This is a genomic window from Paenibacillus glucanolyticus, from assembly GCF_037333485.1.
Lineage (GTDB): Bacteria > Bacillota > Bacilli > Paenibacillales > Paenibacillaceae > Paenibacillus_AQ > Paenibacillus_AQ glucanolyticus.
In genome coordinates this window covers 1,823,167-1,839,199 of record NZ_CP147845.1, presented here as the reverse complement: position 1 = coordinate 1,839,199, position 16,033 = coordinate 1,823,167, and the positions used below count along the sequence as shown (strand labels likewise).

The following is a 16,033-nucleotide window of genomic DNA, read 5'->3' as shown; positions in this document are numbered from 1 at the left end:
TGATTATTTCCAAGCACCCGGGTGTTCTTCGTTCACCAGATCCTGCTCCACGGCCTTTGCGTTCATCTCTACCTGATCCACGCTTTTGCAGCCCGGAATGACACAGCTGACCGCCGGATGCTTCAGACACCAGGCCAGCGCCCATTCCGCCATATTCACGCCTTCGGGCACTTCCTTCTGTCTGATCTCTTCCACAAGCTTCAGCTTGGCATTAATCTCGTCCTGGTCACGGTTCCTGCGCACTTTATCGCTGAACACCGTCCCCGGCTTGTATTTCCCGCTCAAGTACCCGCTTGCCAGTGGAACCCGTGCCAATACACCAAGATCCTGCTTCAGGCATGAAGGGAGAACCTCTTCCTCCGGTGCCTGATCCAGACGGTTATACACAACCTGAATCGCCTTGGCATTCAGCTCCGCAGCCTTGTCGGTTTGATAGATATTCCTGTTGCTTCCGATCGATATCCCGAGATTGCGGATCGTTCCCGCCTGAACCTGCTTGTCCAGCATCGTCCACATCTCATCATTATTGAACACTTCATCCGAGCCGGAATGGAATTGATATAGGTCGATATAATCCGTACGCAGCGCTTTAAGAGATTCCTCCAGCTGGATTCGAATCTGCTTCGCGTCCCAGGCATTCTCCCATTGCTCATGCCACTGATGACCAAACTTGGAGGCAATAACCCAATCCTCGCGGCGGTCACGCGACAAGAAATCCCCGATGAAATTCTCAGACATATGATGAGGCCCGTAACACTCGGCTGTATCTAACAAATTAATGCCCAGTTCCTTCGCGCGGGTCAAGATTTCGTCAACTTCCCTTTGGTCGAAATCCTTCCCCCAATCACCGCCAAACTGCCATGTTCCCACACCGACTACAGATACCTTCAGATCGGTTTTGCCTAATCGTCTGTATTTCATACGCTCACCTCTTCCCGCAGATTTGTGCGCCTATATCTTATGTGATATTGCAACCGTTTGCAACAATCGAAATGAATTTGACAGCTTGATTATATACGGATGGCAGCTCGCACATTAGGGCTTTCTCTTGTTCCATTCAAAAATTTTATTTTCACACATCCCCCATATGTAGACTGTTTAATAATAAGTTGTTATGGTGAACCCTATAATAATGCATTCCGTTATCCTGTTATGGAATAAGAAAGGGGGATTTCAGCGTGAATTCTCGAACACTCGAGCAATTAATGCCGGACATTAAGGAGAGTCTGCAAGCGAAGAATTCGACAGACTTTCAGCACATCATCCATGAATTTCTGCCTTATGATCTGGCAAGAGTACATAGCCATCTAAGTAGTACGGAGCAGGCTCAGCTTCTGAAATTTCTGAATGAAGACCAGATTGCCGATATGATCCAGGAAATGGAGCATCCCAATCAAATTGAAGTGTTGACCAGGCTGGGTAAAGAAAAAACCGCCATCATCCTGGACTTGATGGATAATGACGACTTGGCCATTCTGCTGGACGAGCTGTCTCCCGAACAGAAAGACGAGCTCATTAGAGGAATGCGGGACGAAGAATCCCAATTTGTACGGAACATCATGAAATATCCGCCGGAAACGGCCGGCCGGATCATGACCAACCGCTATGTCTGGATTCCTCAGCATTACACCGTGTCGGAGGTGGTGCAGAAGCTGAAAACCTATGTTTCTATTTCGGAAACGATCAACTATCTGTACGTTATCGATCATGACAAGAAACTCATGGGCGTGGTTTCCTACCGCGGGCTCATCTTGGCCGAGCCGGATGAATATATCGTGGATATCATGCATAGCCGAGTTCTGTCCGTGCCTGTGGATGCGGATCAGGAGGAGGTCGCGCTGCTTATCCAAAAGTATGATTTGGTCGCGATTCCGGTCGTTGAACAGGACAACCGGTTGGTGGGGATCATTACCGTTGACGATATTCTCGATGTGGTCATCAGTGAAGCAGATGAGGACATCCGGAAAATGAACGCCACTGGCGGAAAATCCATTGATTTTAACACCAAGGCCACGGTAGCGGCCTACCGAAGATTGCCTTGGCTGATTCTGCTCTTATTCATCGGTCTGATCTCGGGAACAATCATTTCCCGATTTGAAGAAACGCTAGCACAGGTTGTGGCCCTCGCCTTCTTCATGCCCATGATTGCAGGTATGACCGGAAATACCGGTACACAGTCCCTTGCGGTCATTGTTCGTGGTCTGACAACAAAGGAAATGAGCAAATCGCTGGTATACCGGTTGTTAGCAAGAGAGCTGAAGGTCGGTTTGATGATCGGTGTGACATGCGGCTTTCTGATCTCCTTAATCGCCTATTTCTGGCAGGGCAATCTCTACCTGGGGTTTGTGGTTGGAAGCTCGCTGGTTGCAACCCTCATCGTCGGAACCATGGCGGGTACCATCATTCCTCTCATTCTATTTAAATTCAAGATTGATCCGGCTGTGGCTTCCGGGCCGTTAATTACAACCATCAACGATATTCTCTCGCTTGTCATTTACTTCGGCATCGCCACCTTGTTTCTTTCTTACATTTAGCCGAGCACGCGCTATCTGGGACGGATACATATCCTTTCAAAAAAAGACTTCCGGTTAATGAACCGGAAGTCTTTTGGGGCTCTGCCCGTGGAGGGATGTCAATCGCGGCCAATGGATGCAATCGACTGATGTTCCCAGAGACTGCAGCATGAAATGCCAACACGGTTCCCTCGATTCGATTACGTATCCATTCCAATAAGGGGATAATCTCCCCCTCAACAGCAAACTGCTCAATCTGTATCCAAGCCTGACAAGGATGCTGTCAGCAGTCCGTTAAATAGATGGCATTCACCATATTTTGTAACGTGATTGTATTTTCCCCATACTATGATTAGGCGGATTGGAACGTGTATCCTACCAAGCTAAATCTGTGAAGAAGCATGTTTGCTCGAGAACATCAATAAGCCGCCTTGATGAACCAGGGCAGCGAATTCCATCTATTTTCTTCTTCATAATCATGCAACGAGCAGTTGAGGCCAATCTCACCCTTCAGGATGATAATGACGTTTGAATTTTTTTACCCGGAACCTATCACGGAACCCTCCGTTCCATGATATAGTATTAACGCGAATGTCATGTAAATTTTTCCTTAATCATGGAGGGGTTGAATGGAATACATACGGGATTACGCCATGTACGCATCGATCTTCGGTATGTTCAGCATGAGCTGGTTTGGTTGGGCACAGGAAAATCCGCGGGCAAGCTGGCGCAAATACCTGGGCATCGCATCGGGTGCTGCGCTCCTGGTGTGTTTGCTGGGGGTTTATTTAAGTATAACAAACTGGGGTGCACCTTCTGCGCTAACGGATCAAACGAACTTCAAGAATTACCTCATCTCCGTTTATGTTGAATTTTTCCTGGCAGGGCTTGGAGCTTTTCTCCTCATCCGAAAAAAACGCAAAGATTATGTAGCGCCATGGATCGCCTTCATCGTCGGCATTCATTTCATCGGGCTTTCCCGTGTATTTGACGATCCAAGTCTTTACGTTCTGGCAGCTCTACTGGTGGCCGTTTCGATTATTTCCCTGTTTGTGTCCCCTAAACTGCGGGTAGCAAACAGCGCAATCACAGGGATAGGTTCCGGGGTGGTATTATTCGCTTTTGCTGTGCTGGGTCTGGTCCGATTCTTTCTGACGTGAATCGTCTGCATGTCCCCTTGAGGGGCTTGCAGACAGCACGTCTTTTTCTTCAGCGGAACCCTATCGGCCGATCAGCCTGCACTACACCATCCTTCCGATCATCACCACCGGTTCCCCAGTTCCCGCTTCACTTCCTCCACAATCGTCTGAACCCCTGCCTCAATCTGCGCCTGGCTCACTCTGGAAATACTGATGCGTATGAATTTGTCGCGCTCCAGATACTGGGACAGGTAGAACGGCTTGCCTGATACCACTAAGATGCTCCGCTCCTCCAGCCGCTTGATCAAACGCTCCAAATTTACGTTATGCGGCAGCTTGAATATTTTATATATTCCACCGTTGCCGGGTACGACTTCAATAAGTCCAGTTCCTCCATATAACTGCACAGCGGAATCCAAAGCCACCATTCGGGTCTCATACTGCCTGTAGATTTTCTGTTTATGCCGTTCATACATGCCGTTGCTGATATAAATTTCGAGCGCAGCTTGGGACAGCAGTGAAGCATCCCCGTATTTTTTATAGGCGTAAAATTCCTCCAGCAGGCTTTCCGGCAGAACAACTGCCCCGAGACGCAAACCTGGAAAGATAATCTTCGAAAAGCTTTTCAAATAGATGATGTGTGAAGTTTGGTTATACGCATAAACCGGATCGAATCCTCGCTCATCCCCCAGATCGGCCATGTAATCATCTTCCACCACAAATACATCATATTGGCTCGCCAATGCGGCGATCGCTTTCCGCTCCTCGACTCGAAGCGAGGTTCCAAGCGGATTGTGGTATCTTGGCATCGTATAAAAAAACTTAATATGTCCGGTCTTAAACTTCTCCTCCAACAACCCGATATCGATCCCCGCTATAGAACGAGGAATGCCCACAACCGGAACATTCTCCGACTCCAGAAAATGCAAAAAGTTATTGTAGCTGGGCTGCTCCACCAGAATCACCGATTTTCCGTTAGGAAACGGCATCTTCGCCAGTATTTCCATCGCCTGCTGGGCACCGGACGTCACCATAATCCGCTCTGGGCGGGTAAACACCTGGCTGTCTGCAAAATGGGAAACCAGCGTATGGCGGAGTTTATCCATTCCTTTCCCGTCACCATACGTGAAGAGATGGTATTTGTAGGTATCGATGGCCTTGTTCAAACAGTGCTGAAAGTCCAGATAAGGGAACACGTTCACGTCGGGAGAAGCCGAGGCAAAATCAATCAGGCTTTCGTCCCTGTTATCGGGATCGCTCTCCTTCTGAACTACATAATAGCCGCTTTGCGAAACCGAATATATGGCATGCCGCTCCTCCAGCTCAGCATAGGCGCGAATGACCGTGCTGATGCTGCATCCGTATTGTTGTGCAGCGCTTCGGACGGAGGGCAGCTTCTGACCGGGACGGTATTGTCCTTCCTGAATCTTCGATTCCATATCAACCAGAATGGACATGTATTTTTTCATCCGCTGCGCCCCCTCTTATGCTTAGATTATAACCCACCACCCTGACGGTATCGAGGGCTTGGTTAAGTTTTGAGGTGAATGATCGCCGTATCCGTTTACTCCCTCTCCCATCATTTCAGCGTTATTTCATGTTAAAAAAACACAACAAAAGACTAAAAGGAGCAAAGATCTAAAATTTTTAGGTATAATACCTAATTTTATTAGGTTTAATGCGAGATGGACGTTTGATAGAATAAAAAATATAACGCTTACAAACGCAATAAACCAAGGAGGATATATCATGAGCAAACCGGCACAACCTAATGAACCCATCGTAACCCACATTTACACCGCAGACCCTTCTGCCCATGTATTTGAGGGAAAGATTTATATTTATCCATCCCATGACCTTGATCATGAGAACACGTCCAATGATAATGGCGATCAGTACGATATGGAAGACTACCACGTTTTATCGATGGAAGATGTGAACGCTCCGTGCGTTGACCATGGTCAAGCCCTGCATGTAAAGGATGTTCCGTGGGCCAAGAAACAGATGTGGGCACCGGATGCTGCTTATAAAAACGACACCTATTACTTGTACTTCCCTGCCCGAGATCATAACGACATATTCCGTCTTGGCGTAGCTACCAGTTCGTCCCCTTCCGGACCTTTCACGCCGGAGCCCGACTACATCCCGGGCAGCTACAGCATTGACCCTGCCGTATTCGTGGATGACGATAACCGGGCGTACATTTATTTTGGCGGCCTCTGGGGTGGACAGCTGGAGCAATGGCAGACCGGCTCCCACATTCCGGATGGGGAGGGACCTGCCGCAGATGCACCTGCCATCGGACCGCGGGTTGCCGAACTGAGTGACGACATGCTCACGTTCAAGGATACACCGCAAGAAATATCCATCATTGATGAGAATGGCAGTCCGATAACTGCCGGAGATGAAGAGAGAAGATATTTTGAAGGTCCGTGGGTTCATAAATACAACGGCACCTACTACCTCTCTTACTCCACCGGTTCGACACACCAAATCGTGTATGGCACCAGCCAGAGCCCGACAGGTCCATTTGAATTCAAGGGGACGATTCTCACGCCGGTTATCGGCTGGACAACCCACCACTCCATCGTGCAGTTCCAGGATAAGTGGTATCTCTTCTATCATGACAGCTCCCTCTCTGGAGGAGCGGATAACAAACGCAGCGTGAAATTCACCGAGTTGAAATACAATGCGGATGGCACTATTCAGACGATTGACCCTTACAGTAAATAAAGTAATCAGACCAGCTGGGTTCCATGGCATATGGAGCTCAGCTTTTTCATGTTTATCCATGCATTTCTGCCGCTGTTTAGTGATACCATTATAGTCGGTATTATTTGTTCGAGATTTTGAGGTAGCGGAGCTAGAAATATCATAAGAAAGAAGGAATGCGTGAATGGCAAAACAGCTTGTCCAACGATACATGATCCTGATTGCAGGTCTTTTATTGATGGGGGTCGGCACTGCTCTCGTAACCAAAGCCAATATCGGTACATCCCCTATCGCTAGTGTTCCCTATGTGCTTAGTTTAAAGTTCCCCATCTCCATGGGAGTGATGACTATAGGAATCTGTGTGCTATTTGTGGTGCTTCAGGCCCTCCTGCTCGGCAAGCAGTTTCCCAAGATTCAATATCTTCAAGTGTTTGTCGGGGTGCTGTTCGGCCTTTTTCTTGATTTGGGAGCGTATATGGTAAGTTCGATTAACTTTACGATGTATTTCATGAACATGCTGGCTTTGCTGACTGGCTGCATCATCCTGGCGGTGGGCATCTATCTTCAAATTATCGCCAATGCCATTCTGAACCCGGGTGAAGGCATCGTGAAGGTCATTTCCGAGAAGCTTGGAGCCGAATTCGGCAATATCAAAATCATATTCGACTGGACACTGGTATCCATCGGGATTGTCATATCACTGTTTGCGTTCGGTTCGATTGAAGGCGTACGCGAGGGTACGGTCATTTCGGCTTTTCTGGTCGGTTATTTCATCAAGCTGCTGCGCCGGATCGCATTTCGTTTGAGCAGCAAAAGAACTGCCAAAGCAGTCATTGAGCAAGGCCAATAATTCTGGGGCGCGTCCAATCGGGTTATGGTCATAACTTATAAGAGTATATGGTTAATTGGCTTCATTTTGATTATAATGGGCTGTTAGAGACGAAGAACGTCCTGATTCACTCCTTTTCCTGGAGTATGTCGGGGCGTTCTTTTTTATTTTGATAGGCTGCACGGCCATTTCCGCGATTTGCATCCGCAGTTCGAGGTGCTGGACTGGCGGGGAGTATCTTATTTCTGCGACTTCGCCTTCATCACGTCACACTTGAAACTCATCATAGAGATTAAAGGGCTGGATACTTATGCAAGCGGCATGGACAGGCAAACCTTTTGCAACGAGTTAAATCGGGAAACGTTTTTATCAGCTATGGGTTATCAGGTTATTTCTTTTGCTTACGATGATATGGCTAACCGTCCCGAGATCTGCATAATGCTCCTCAGGATAGTGATCAGCCGTTATCATGCCGCTACTTCCTCTGTGGGTGTGCCCACGGGTTACGGAGCGTGAAATTATCCGTTTTGGGTGCATGCTTGCCCGTCCGCTTCGCCCGATTGATGTCAAGACACATCTGCGCTTAAACCATCGAACGGCTCTAACGCTTTCTTCATTTCCTCTGCGATAAGGGGTTGCTTTTGCCCGTCACCGGATCGCAAGGCAAACATGTAGTGAAATACGAGCTGCATCCTCATGCGGCACAGTGTTTATAACTGAAGGCTTGATCTTCACATCTTCTGTGGCGATCGGCAGCATGCTAACTGCTGATCGCCCGGGTTTTATGGATGAAATGTTCCTCCGCTATCTGCTCGTAGATAAATACAGCCAAAGCCTTTCGCGTTAATTGATGGTCCAGTGTTACCACGCAAGAGCCATACCGGGTGATAGCGAACCGACACCGACACCGACACGACAGCTGCGGTATGACCTTCTTATAATCTGAAAAAGTCTGCTGTCAACCCGCATCAGTACGGGTCTCAGCAGACTTCTTAAGTTGCTTCCTTATTGGAAAACCTTCTCAAATACAGGGAAACTTGCAACCCTGCCAGGGAAGTTCACTTCACCTCGCAGATCATAACCCAAACCTTGATACAACTTGAGCGCTGACGCATTCTTGGAGTAAGTATCCAGCCGGAGGCTGCTATAACCTCCGCGTATGCCGTATTCTTCGGAGAAGGCAACAAGCTTGCGTGCAATGCCCTTCCCCTGCGCTTTCGGATCGACGGCAAGGCGGTGCATCATTAAATGCGGACCCTCTGCCTGCTTCCAGTTAATCGTCTGATACTGCTCGTCCTGTGATTCATCAAGGACAACAATCCCTAAGATACGGCCTTCTCCCTCAGCTACAAAGAGCGTTCCGTTCCGCAAATCCTCCCCGATCACATCCCGGTTCGGATAGAACTCATCCCATTGATCGCTGCCTCCAGCCTGCATCACCTGAACGCAGCGGGCAATCAAACCCATGATTTCTTGAATATCCTCACTGCGTCCTGTCCGAATTTCAATATTCATCGCTGCACCTACTATTGTTTTTAGATCAGTTTACTATGATTGGACGGCTGCAACAACACCGGTAGCTGAAACTAGCCTTCGCTTGGAGCACTGTAGTTGAAACTCACCTCACTTAGAGCACCATAGTTGAAACTCTTCTTGCTTAGAGCACCCTAGCTAAAACCTTTCTCGCTCGGAAGACCGATACTGAAACTTTCCTTGCTTGAGCTCCGTAGCTGAAACTCAACTCGGTTGGTATCCGCAGCTAAAACTCTTCTTGCTTAGAGCAACGTTACTGAAACTCAACTCGCAATGGAACACCAATTCCATCAACTCTGCCGTCTGCTTCATCACTCTTTATGGATAACTTAAACTGAACCTCCTTTGGTAATCCGCACTTAAGGCACATGCAATTTATCCTGAGATTTGCGTTTGGCTTCATTGTGACGCCAAGTGTTTTTGATGCTCTTGTGTATGATACGTACAGTTTGTCTTCGGAATAGTAGATTTCTCATAAAAATTAACCTCTCGCCCGTTCATCGTCCACAGTAAAGGAAAGGCATCATGCACTAACGTAAACCAAGTCCCTATAAGATCGCAAAAACATGCTTGCTGATATCTAACTTTCAAGATACACTTGTCTAGTAGATAAATTCGGTCGTGAAGTACACGCCGCTTCGATACGTTGTATCGGGGCGGCTTTTTGCATTTACCTTTTAACAGAGGAGAGAATCCGCGTGTCAAGATTTGTTCAAAAATATGAAGAGTGGATGCAGCTCAATATTGAGCAGGAGGAAAACCCCAGGCGGCGCGAATTGCTTGAGAAGGGACTAGGTCACGGCACCGTCGAATTTTTACGCACCATTTGGTTCCCAACGATACAGCATTTTGACCACCTGTATCCCGAGTGGGAAGTACGCGATTTCAACAATGGATTTCGTTACGTGGATTTGGCTTATACGCCTGGCGGTGTCAAAGGAGGAATTGAGATTCAAGGCTACGGCCCTCACGCCAGAGATCTTGATGTAAGACGATTCAAGGATTTATGCTGGCGGCATTGCTTATTAGCGCTGGATGATTGGATATTCCTCCCCATCCCTTACCTATCGATTCAAGATGAGCCTCGACGATGCCAGCAGCTTGTTCTATCCTTCATCGGCAAATTCACTTCTCTTGATACTCCGCATGCATTAACTTCTTTTGAAGCCGAGACGGTACGTTTTGCCAGGCGGCTGCTGAGACCATTCACGCCTTTAGAGTTGGCGGATCATCTGCGCATTACAGACAGGCATGCCCGTCGAATTCTGCATAAACTCGTGGATTTGGAGATCATGTACGTGTCTAGCGGTAATATGAGGTACCGTAGGTATCGTTTACGGACCGAGTAGGCGTTACTTACGGAGTCAGTAGACTTTATTAGGGGAACATTGCATTTCGAGATGGATAACGGACCGAGTAGGCGTTATTCGAGGTAAATTTGCAATTTACAATGGGTAACGGACTCAGGCGTCGTTATTCAAGGAAAAGGACAGCTCCAATGCCCACAATAGTCAATATAGCGCTTCTGCTGTCCGTTACATTAGAATTGCGGCCTTTTCAGCAGGAATAACGGCTGTGATGTCCGTTAGATCTGGTTTGGTTTAGAACTCTCTTTTAGACTCAGCGGAGCTTCTGCAGTGTTGACGGAGCTTCTGCAATATACGGAAAGACATGCCAGTCAAACCCTCGTAAACTCGTGGATTTGGAGATCATGTAGGTACCCGTCGGAAGCTAGAGATATCGTAGGTATCGCTTACGGACCGAGTAGGCGTTACTTACGGAGTCAGTAGATTTTATTAGGGGAACATTGCATTTCGAGATGGATAACGGACCGAGTAAGCGTTATTCGAGGCAAATTTGCAATTTGCAATGGGTAACGGACTCAGGCGTCGTTATTCAAGGAAAAGGACAGCTCCAATGCCCTCAATAGTCAATATAGCGCTTCTGCTGTCCGTTACATTAGAATTGCGGCCTTTTCAGCAGGAATAACGGCTGTGATGTCCGTTAGATCTGGTTTGGTCTCGTTCAGAACACCCCACGGTGCCTTGTTGATCTCGTTCTGAGCATTCCATGGTACCTCACTTCTTCTCAGAACACCCCATGTTACCTTGGCTATGTCGATATGCGTAACGCCAGCACGAGAGGCGCTAAGCCCTCACTCCAGCGCATGCGCAAAACCTGATCGCCACGTTGGATAGAGCGGCTCCCAGCCGTACTCCTTCCGAGCTTTGGCATTCGAAGCACCACGTTCGCCACGACGGCTCCCCGCTTGATATTCAGGAGTAGGTGCTTGCAGCGCATCCGCATACACCGGCAGCCACAACCTTCCAGCCGCAGGCTCGTCATCAACAATGTTTACCGGACCTATCGGCCAATCCAGTGCCAGCAGGGCAGCATTCGCCGCATCCTCAACATGAAGAAATGACGTAACCCCGTCCGTTGACGGGAGCGCTCGATGCACTACCTTTTCCGCCACACTCCCCTTGGCATCGTACCATGTGTTAGGGCCATACAGCATGCCATACCGTAGAATGACGTGATTTGGCAGTTGTGCGACAGCATGTTCCAACGAAACGATGCCGTCGATCGTAGACTTGCGCGGCGCAGGTGCATGAATGTCCAGGGATACCTCTTCGGTGGCGGGGTAATCCCCGGGCTCATAGGCCCACGAAATGCTTTGAGCAATCATTCGCTTAACACCTGCAGCCTGAGCAGCTTCCACCAAATGGCGTGTTCCCTCCATGCGAATCCTCGCATTATCCTCGAGGTTCCATTCGCTTAATGAAGTGAGCTGATGAATGACCACATCCGGGCGTATGTCCTCGATTACAGCTATCATCCCTTCCCGATCAAAGGCATCTGCGACAACGCCCCTGGCTCCCCAGGATTCAATGAACTCCTTACGCTGAGGGTTGTGTGTCATTCCTACAACCTCGTGACCTGCCTGAACGAGCTTGGGAAGCAGTAATTGCCCAATGACTCCTGTGGAGCCGGCAACAAATATGTTCAACTTAACGACCTCCAATCGAATACAAATAGGAATGAACCCAACGTTGTCAGACCGAACTTCAGTGTAGGGGTAGTTTCCATCTTAGCATGATGGGGATAGACCTATTAAGTGCCACTTTCCATGGAACGGACTATACCAATACCAATTCTTTCGATGAAGACGGTTCCCTCAACAATCGAATAGACCGCTCGCGGTATCGCTTTTCACATGAAAAAACACGCCTATTCGGCGTGCTTCAAATATGTAGCATGTAAAATTATTCTGTAAAATCCCTTACAATCATTCTATGCGTTTAAATCCGTTATCGCCGGCACATTAATTTCTTTGACACATGCCGCCTTCGATAAACCGACTACGCACCGGACAAGCGAGACGATATCTTGAACCGGGATTCGGGTGCCCCCGTATTCGGATATGGCCTTCTCCGCCCCATCTTCATAGGGGATCTCGGCTGCAAGCTCGCCCGGATTAATGCAAGTAACCGCTATGCCGTCTTTACGGACATGCTCCCGCAGAGCATGGGTAATGCCGCGCAAACTGAATTTGGATGCCACAAAAGAGACTTGGGCATTGTTCGTATGATCCAAGCCGGCAGTGGAGCCAATCATAATGATTTTGCCTGCTTCGGATTTACGCAGATTCGGCAGCAGCGCTTGCATGCAGGTTATCGTAGAGGTGATGTTCACATGTATGATGTTAGCAATCTCCGCAGGGTCATCCTCATCAAAATTATAGTGATCCTCGAAACCCTCTTTTTCCCATATCCCAACGTTATATATCAACACATCCAGTTTCTCATGCTGTAAGGAATTTGCCACTTCTTGAACGGCCTTCGGCTGTGAGAGATCGGCTTGGACCCATTTTCGCTGGACCCCATCCTCCATATCCAAACTGCCCGGTCTGCTTCGGGATACCACCCAAACCCGATCTCCCGCTTGGGGAAGGCCTTTGACAAAGGCGTCTCCCAGCCCTTTGCTTGCGCCAAATATAATATAATTCTTCATTCTTAGGTCTCCTTGATAAAATAATGAATTCGGCTGCTCTTGTACCTACCTCATTTCATTATACATGGACTTGTCGCTCAGATCGAAATGGGCGGTCTGCAGCATGTTCCACATAACCAAAAAACGCACCACTTCATGTGGTGACGTTTTCCGGGTTTAACTTGCCGAGCTACCGCTATAGCCGCGGTCCGGCTAGCTTGATGGCGTCTGGTATGTCACGAAATTTCTCGAAATTTTGAGCAAATAACCTCCCAAGCTCTCTCGCTCCACGGTCATACGCGTCCTTATCTGTCCATACGTTCCTCGGGTCTAGCAGCTCATCCGGAACTCCGGAAATAGCGGCTGGAATCCATACGCCAAACACTGGCTGGGGAATGAACGAGGTGTTCTCGATACTTCCATTTATAATAGCTGTAATCATAGCTCTTGTGTATGACAGGTTCATCCGTTGGCCGATCCCGTACGGACCGCCGCTCCACCCTGTGTTGACGAGATAGACGCGGGTATCGTGCTTCGTGATGTTGTTCCCGAGCATTTCTGCATACACATTCGGCTGAAGGGGGAGGAACGGGGCGCCAAAGCATGCCGAGAACGTGGCTTCAGGCTCCGTGACGCCGCGCTCCGTACCTGCCAGCTTGGAGGTGTATCCCGACAGGAAATGATACATGGCCTGCTCCTTCGTAAGCTTCGATACGGGAGGAAGCACACCGGAGGCATCTGCGGTTAAAAAGATAATGACCTTGGGATGACCGGCCACTCCCGGTATCACCGCCCCTTGGATATAATCAATCGGATACGCCGCCCGCGTATTCTCCGTCAATGCCTTATCGTTGTAATCGGCTTCGCCTGATACAGCATCAATGGCCACGTTCTCCAGAACAGAGCCGAATCGAATCGCATTCCAGATCTGGGGCTCATTCGTCTGCGTCAGCCCAATGCATTTGGCATAACATCCGCCTTCAAAATTAAATACGCCTTTGTCGGACCAGCCATGCTCGTCATCTCCGATCAATCTGCGGTTCGGATCAGCAGACAACGTCGTTTTGCCTGTCCCCGATAACCCGAAGAACAAAGCCGTGTCTCCCGCCTCCCCGATATTGGCCGAGCAGTGCATCGGCATGACGCCGCGGAATGGCAGCAGATAGTTCAGCACACTGAAGATGGATTTCTTCATCTCACCTGCATAGTGGGTTCCCCCGATGAGCACCGTCCTTCTTGCGAAGGATATCGCAATGAAGGTCTCGGAATTCGTACCATCCACAAAGGGATCCGCTTTCAAACCAGGCATCGCCAAAACAGTAAATTCGGGTTCGTGGGACTGTAATTCTGCCGCCGAGGGCCGTATGAATAATTGGCGGACAAACAGGCTCTGCCATGCGTGCTCGTTAACGATTCGAATTGGCAATCGATAATCGGGGTCTGCCCCGGCATATCCGTCAAAAACGAATAACCTGCGATACTCCATGTAATTCATCATCTTCTCATATAGCGAATCGAATTGTTCCGGAGTCAGTGCCTGGTTGACTCCGCCCCAAGCAATATGGTCTTCCGTTTCGCTTTCTCTAACAATAAATTTATCCTTCGGTGAACGTCCAGTATACTTTCCAGTCAAAACTTGCAGAGCGCCTGCGGAGCTAAGCTTCCCCTCTCCTTGAGAAAGAGCTGCCTCCACAAGTTTGACAACCGGCAGGTTTCTTCGAGATGTCTCCACATGCAGGCTGGCCATCCGTGTGTTCATTTTACGATTTGCGTTCACCGTAATTCCTCCCATTTCAGCCTCTTCATATCGTTATTCTTCGTCCATGACAACTCCCGGTACATCCAAACGGCTGTGCAGCTCCCGGCACTCCGGCTGATCGCATACACCATAGAAGGTGGCAATCCGATCCGTATCCACTGTATCGACTTGAGCGTTGCAATGTCTGCATAAGATGACACCCATATTCATTTGTTTAACGGAATCGTTCATGCTTCACTCATCCTCTCTTGTACCAGATGGGTTAAGTCTATAACTCTGCTTGCATATCCCCACTCATTGTCATACCAAGCCATTAATTTAATAAATCCATCAGATGCGCTTACCGTTAAGCCATCTATGACCGCTGACTTGTCGTTTCCTATAAAATCGGCAGATACAAGCGGTTCCTCCGTATAATCCACATATGCCGAAAAAGCACCTCTTGCCGCTTCGCGCAGCACGCCCTGTACATCCTCCGTTGTCATTTCTTTTGAGACCCGCAGGGTCAGATCAATCAGGGATACGTCCTGCGTTGGAACTCGGATGGAGGTTCCCTCAACGCAGCCGGACAGATGGGGAAGCACATCGATCAGCGATTTGCCAACACCTGTCGAAGTCGGAACAATGGATTGCGTACAGCCCCTGGCCCTTCGCAAATCCTTGTGGGGATTATCGAGATGCCTCTGGTCCGAGGTGAAGGAATGAATGGTGGTCATCCATCCCCGCTCCACACCGTACGCCTGATCCAAAATAAACAATACGGGAGACAAGCAGTTCGTTGTACAGGATGCCGCCGACAGCAGAGTGTGCTTCCGGGGATGATACTGATGGTCGTTGACCCCCATGACAACCGTCAGATCCATTCGGTCTCCCGGTGCGGAGATGATCACCGTTAATGCGCCTCCCGCCTTATGCTGCTCTGCACTCTCACGGTTGTTGAACTTTCCAGTTGCATCAATGACGATCTCCACGCCAAGGGCTTGCCATGGTATGCGCGATGGATCAGGCTCATATATCACCTGTATGGAATGCCCATTAATGATAAGGGCATCGTCCTTTCCCCATATCGCAGCATCCCACGTCCCATGAATCGAATCGTATTTCAACAAATGGGCGATGGTCTCAATGGGATGCATGCTGTTAATCGCCTTCAGTTGAGTTGAATGCTCAGCCATCAGCCTCCTGATCAATAACCGGCCGATTCTCCCCATTCCGCTTATACCGATTCCCGGATTCATTTCATCCCTCCAATTATACGCTTTATATATCCTTCTTACGCAATTAATGTACAATATAAATAAATAACGCGCAATATATAATAGCATATTTGTTGTAAAATTATTATTTATGACGTCATATTAAAATAATTACAAAAACCACCCTCTGTATTCACAGAGAGGCGGTTACTGCCTGGTGCCGCCAAATCGCCCCATAGTACACCGTTTGTCCTCAATGAGCACACACAAGATCCGAGCAATCCGCTTTTGTTATACGATTCCATCACCTAACCGGACTTAAGTTAATTTTTTTAATTACATCCGTGATTGTTGGTACA

At 48.6% G+C, this 16,033-nt stretch carries 14 protein-coding genes; 6 read left to right on the top strand and 8 right to left on the bottom strand.

The window, feature by feature from the left end; all coding sequences use genetic code 11:
- Positions 1–3 precede the first annotated feature (3 nt).
- The gene (locus WDY75_RS08980) at positions 4–921 is read right to left on the bottom strand and encodes an aldo/keto reductase (protein WP_063480313.1); all 918 of its coding nucleotides are present in this window, start codon (positions 919–921) and stop codon (positions 4–6) included.
- A 257-nt stretch (positions 922–1,178) separates the two neighbouring features.
- Here WDY75_RS08980 and mgtE point away from each other — a divergent pair, with 257 nt between their 5' ends.
- Together mgtE and WDY75_RS08970 are read left to right on the top strand one after the other, a co-directional pair.
- Entirely contained in the window at positions 1,179–2,534 is a 1,356-nt protein-coding gene (gene mgtE, locus WDY75_RS08975; RefSeq protein ID WP_063480314.1) for a magnesium transporter, read from the top strand.
- 608 nt (positions 2,535–3,142) lie between these two features.
- On the top strand, positions 3,143–3,673 hold the full coding sequence (locus WDY75_RS08970) for a hypothetical protein (protein ID WP_063480315.1): 531 nt from the start codon (positions 3,143–3,145) through the stop codon (positions 3,671–3,673).
- Positions 3,674–3,774: 101 nt separating this feature from the next.
- Here the strand turns inward: WDY75_RS08970 and WDY75_RS08965 are convergent, their stop codons facing one another.
- On the bottom strand, positions 3,775–5,121 hold the full coding sequence (locus WDY75_RS08965; RefSeq protein ID WP_063480316.1) for a PLP-dependent aminotransferase family protein: 1,347 nt from the start codon (positions 5,119–5,121) through the stop codon (positions 3,775–3,777).
- A gap of 280 nt (positions 5,122–5,401) precedes the next feature.
- Between WDY75_RS08965 and WDY75_RS08960 the strand changes: the two genes are divergently transcribed.
- The 3 genes from WDY75_RS08960 (at position 5,402) to WDY75_RS08950 (ending at position 7,709) form a co-directional block, all read left to right on the top strand.
- Positions 5,402–6,385 carry a glycoside hydrolase family 43 protein gene (locus tag WDY75_RS08960; protein WP_006211951.1) on the top strand — a complete coding sequence of 328 codons (984 nt, stop codon included), beginning with the start codon at positions 5,402–5,404 and terminating at the stop codon, positions 6,383–6,385.
- Positions 6,386–6,548: 163 nt separating this feature from the next.
- Complete coding sequence (locus WDY75_RS08955) at positions 6,549–7,214, top strand: YczE/YyaS/YitT family protein (RefSeq protein WP_063480317.1); 666 nt, start codon at positions 6,549–6,551, stop codon at positions 7,212–7,214.
- Between the two features lie 195 nt (positions 7,215–7,409).
- Positions 7,410–7,709 (top strand): DUF559 domain-containing protein, encoded by a 300-nt coding sequence (locus tag WDY75_RS08950; protein WP_338842112.1) that lies wholly within the window; start codon positions 7,410–7,412, stop codon positions 7,707–7,709.
- Between the two features lie 489 nt (positions 7,710–8,198).
- On the opposite strand, the gene WDY75_RS08945 is transcribed toward WDY75_RS08950, so the two are convergent.
- A complete protein-coding gene (locus WDY75_RS08945; protein ID WP_051449311.1) occupies positions 8,199–8,708 on the bottom strand; it encodes a GNAT family N-acetyltransferase in 510 nt (169 codons plus the stop codon).
- 716 nt (positions 8,709–9,424) lie between these two features.
- Between WDY75_RS08945 and WDY75_RS08940 the strand changes: the two genes are divergently transcribed.
- Positions 9,425–10,075, top strand: coding sequence for a hypothetical protein (locus WDY75_RS08940; protein WP_063480318.1), 651 nt, complete (start codon positions 9,425–9,427; stop codon positions 10,073–10,075).
- Between the two features lie 806 nt (positions 10,076–10,881).
- Here the strand turns inward: WDY75_RS08940 and WDY75_RS08935 are convergent.
- The 5 genes from WDY75_RS08935 to gap all read right to left on the bottom strand — a co-directional run bounded on the left by WDY75_RS08935 (position 10,882) and on the right by gap (position 15,716).
- On the bottom strand, positions 10,882–11,736 hold the full coding sequence (locus WDY75_RS08935) for an NAD-dependent epimerase/dehydratase family protein (protein WP_063480319.1): 855 nt from the start codon (positions 11,734–11,736) through the stop codon (positions 10,882–10,884).
- 284 nt (positions 11,737–12,020) lie between these two features.
- Positions 12,021–12,740: an SDR family oxidoreductase gene (locus WDY75_RS08930; protein WP_006211963.1), complete on the bottom strand. Its 720-nt coding sequence runs from the start codon at positions 12,738–12,740 to the stop codon at positions 12,021–12,023.
- A 175-nt stretch (positions 12,741–12,915) separates the two neighbouring features.
- The gene (pckA, locus tag WDY75_RS08925) at positions 12,916–14,511 is read right to left on the bottom strand and encodes a phosphoenolpyruvate carboxykinase (ATP) (RefSeq protein ID WP_082834439.1); all 1,596 of its coding nucleotides are present in this window, start codon (positions 14,509–14,511) and stop codon (positions 12,916–12,918) included.
- A gap of 18 nt (positions 14,512–14,529) precedes the next feature.
- On the bottom strand, positions 14,530–14,709 hold the full coding sequence (locus tag WDY75_RS08920) for a GapA-binding peptide SR1P (RefSeq protein WP_006211966.1): 180 nt from the start codon (positions 14,707–14,709) through the stop codon (positions 14,530–14,532).
- Complete coding sequence (gap, locus tag WDY75_RS08915; protein ID WP_063480320.1) at positions 14,706–15,716, bottom strand: type I glyceraldehyde-3-phosphate dehydrogenase; 1,011 nt, start codon at positions 15,714–15,716, stop codon at positions 14,706–14,708. The genes WDY75_RS08920 and gap overlap by 4 nt, the downstream gene beginning before the upstream one ends.
- Positions 15,717–16,033 lie beyond the last annotated feature (317 nt).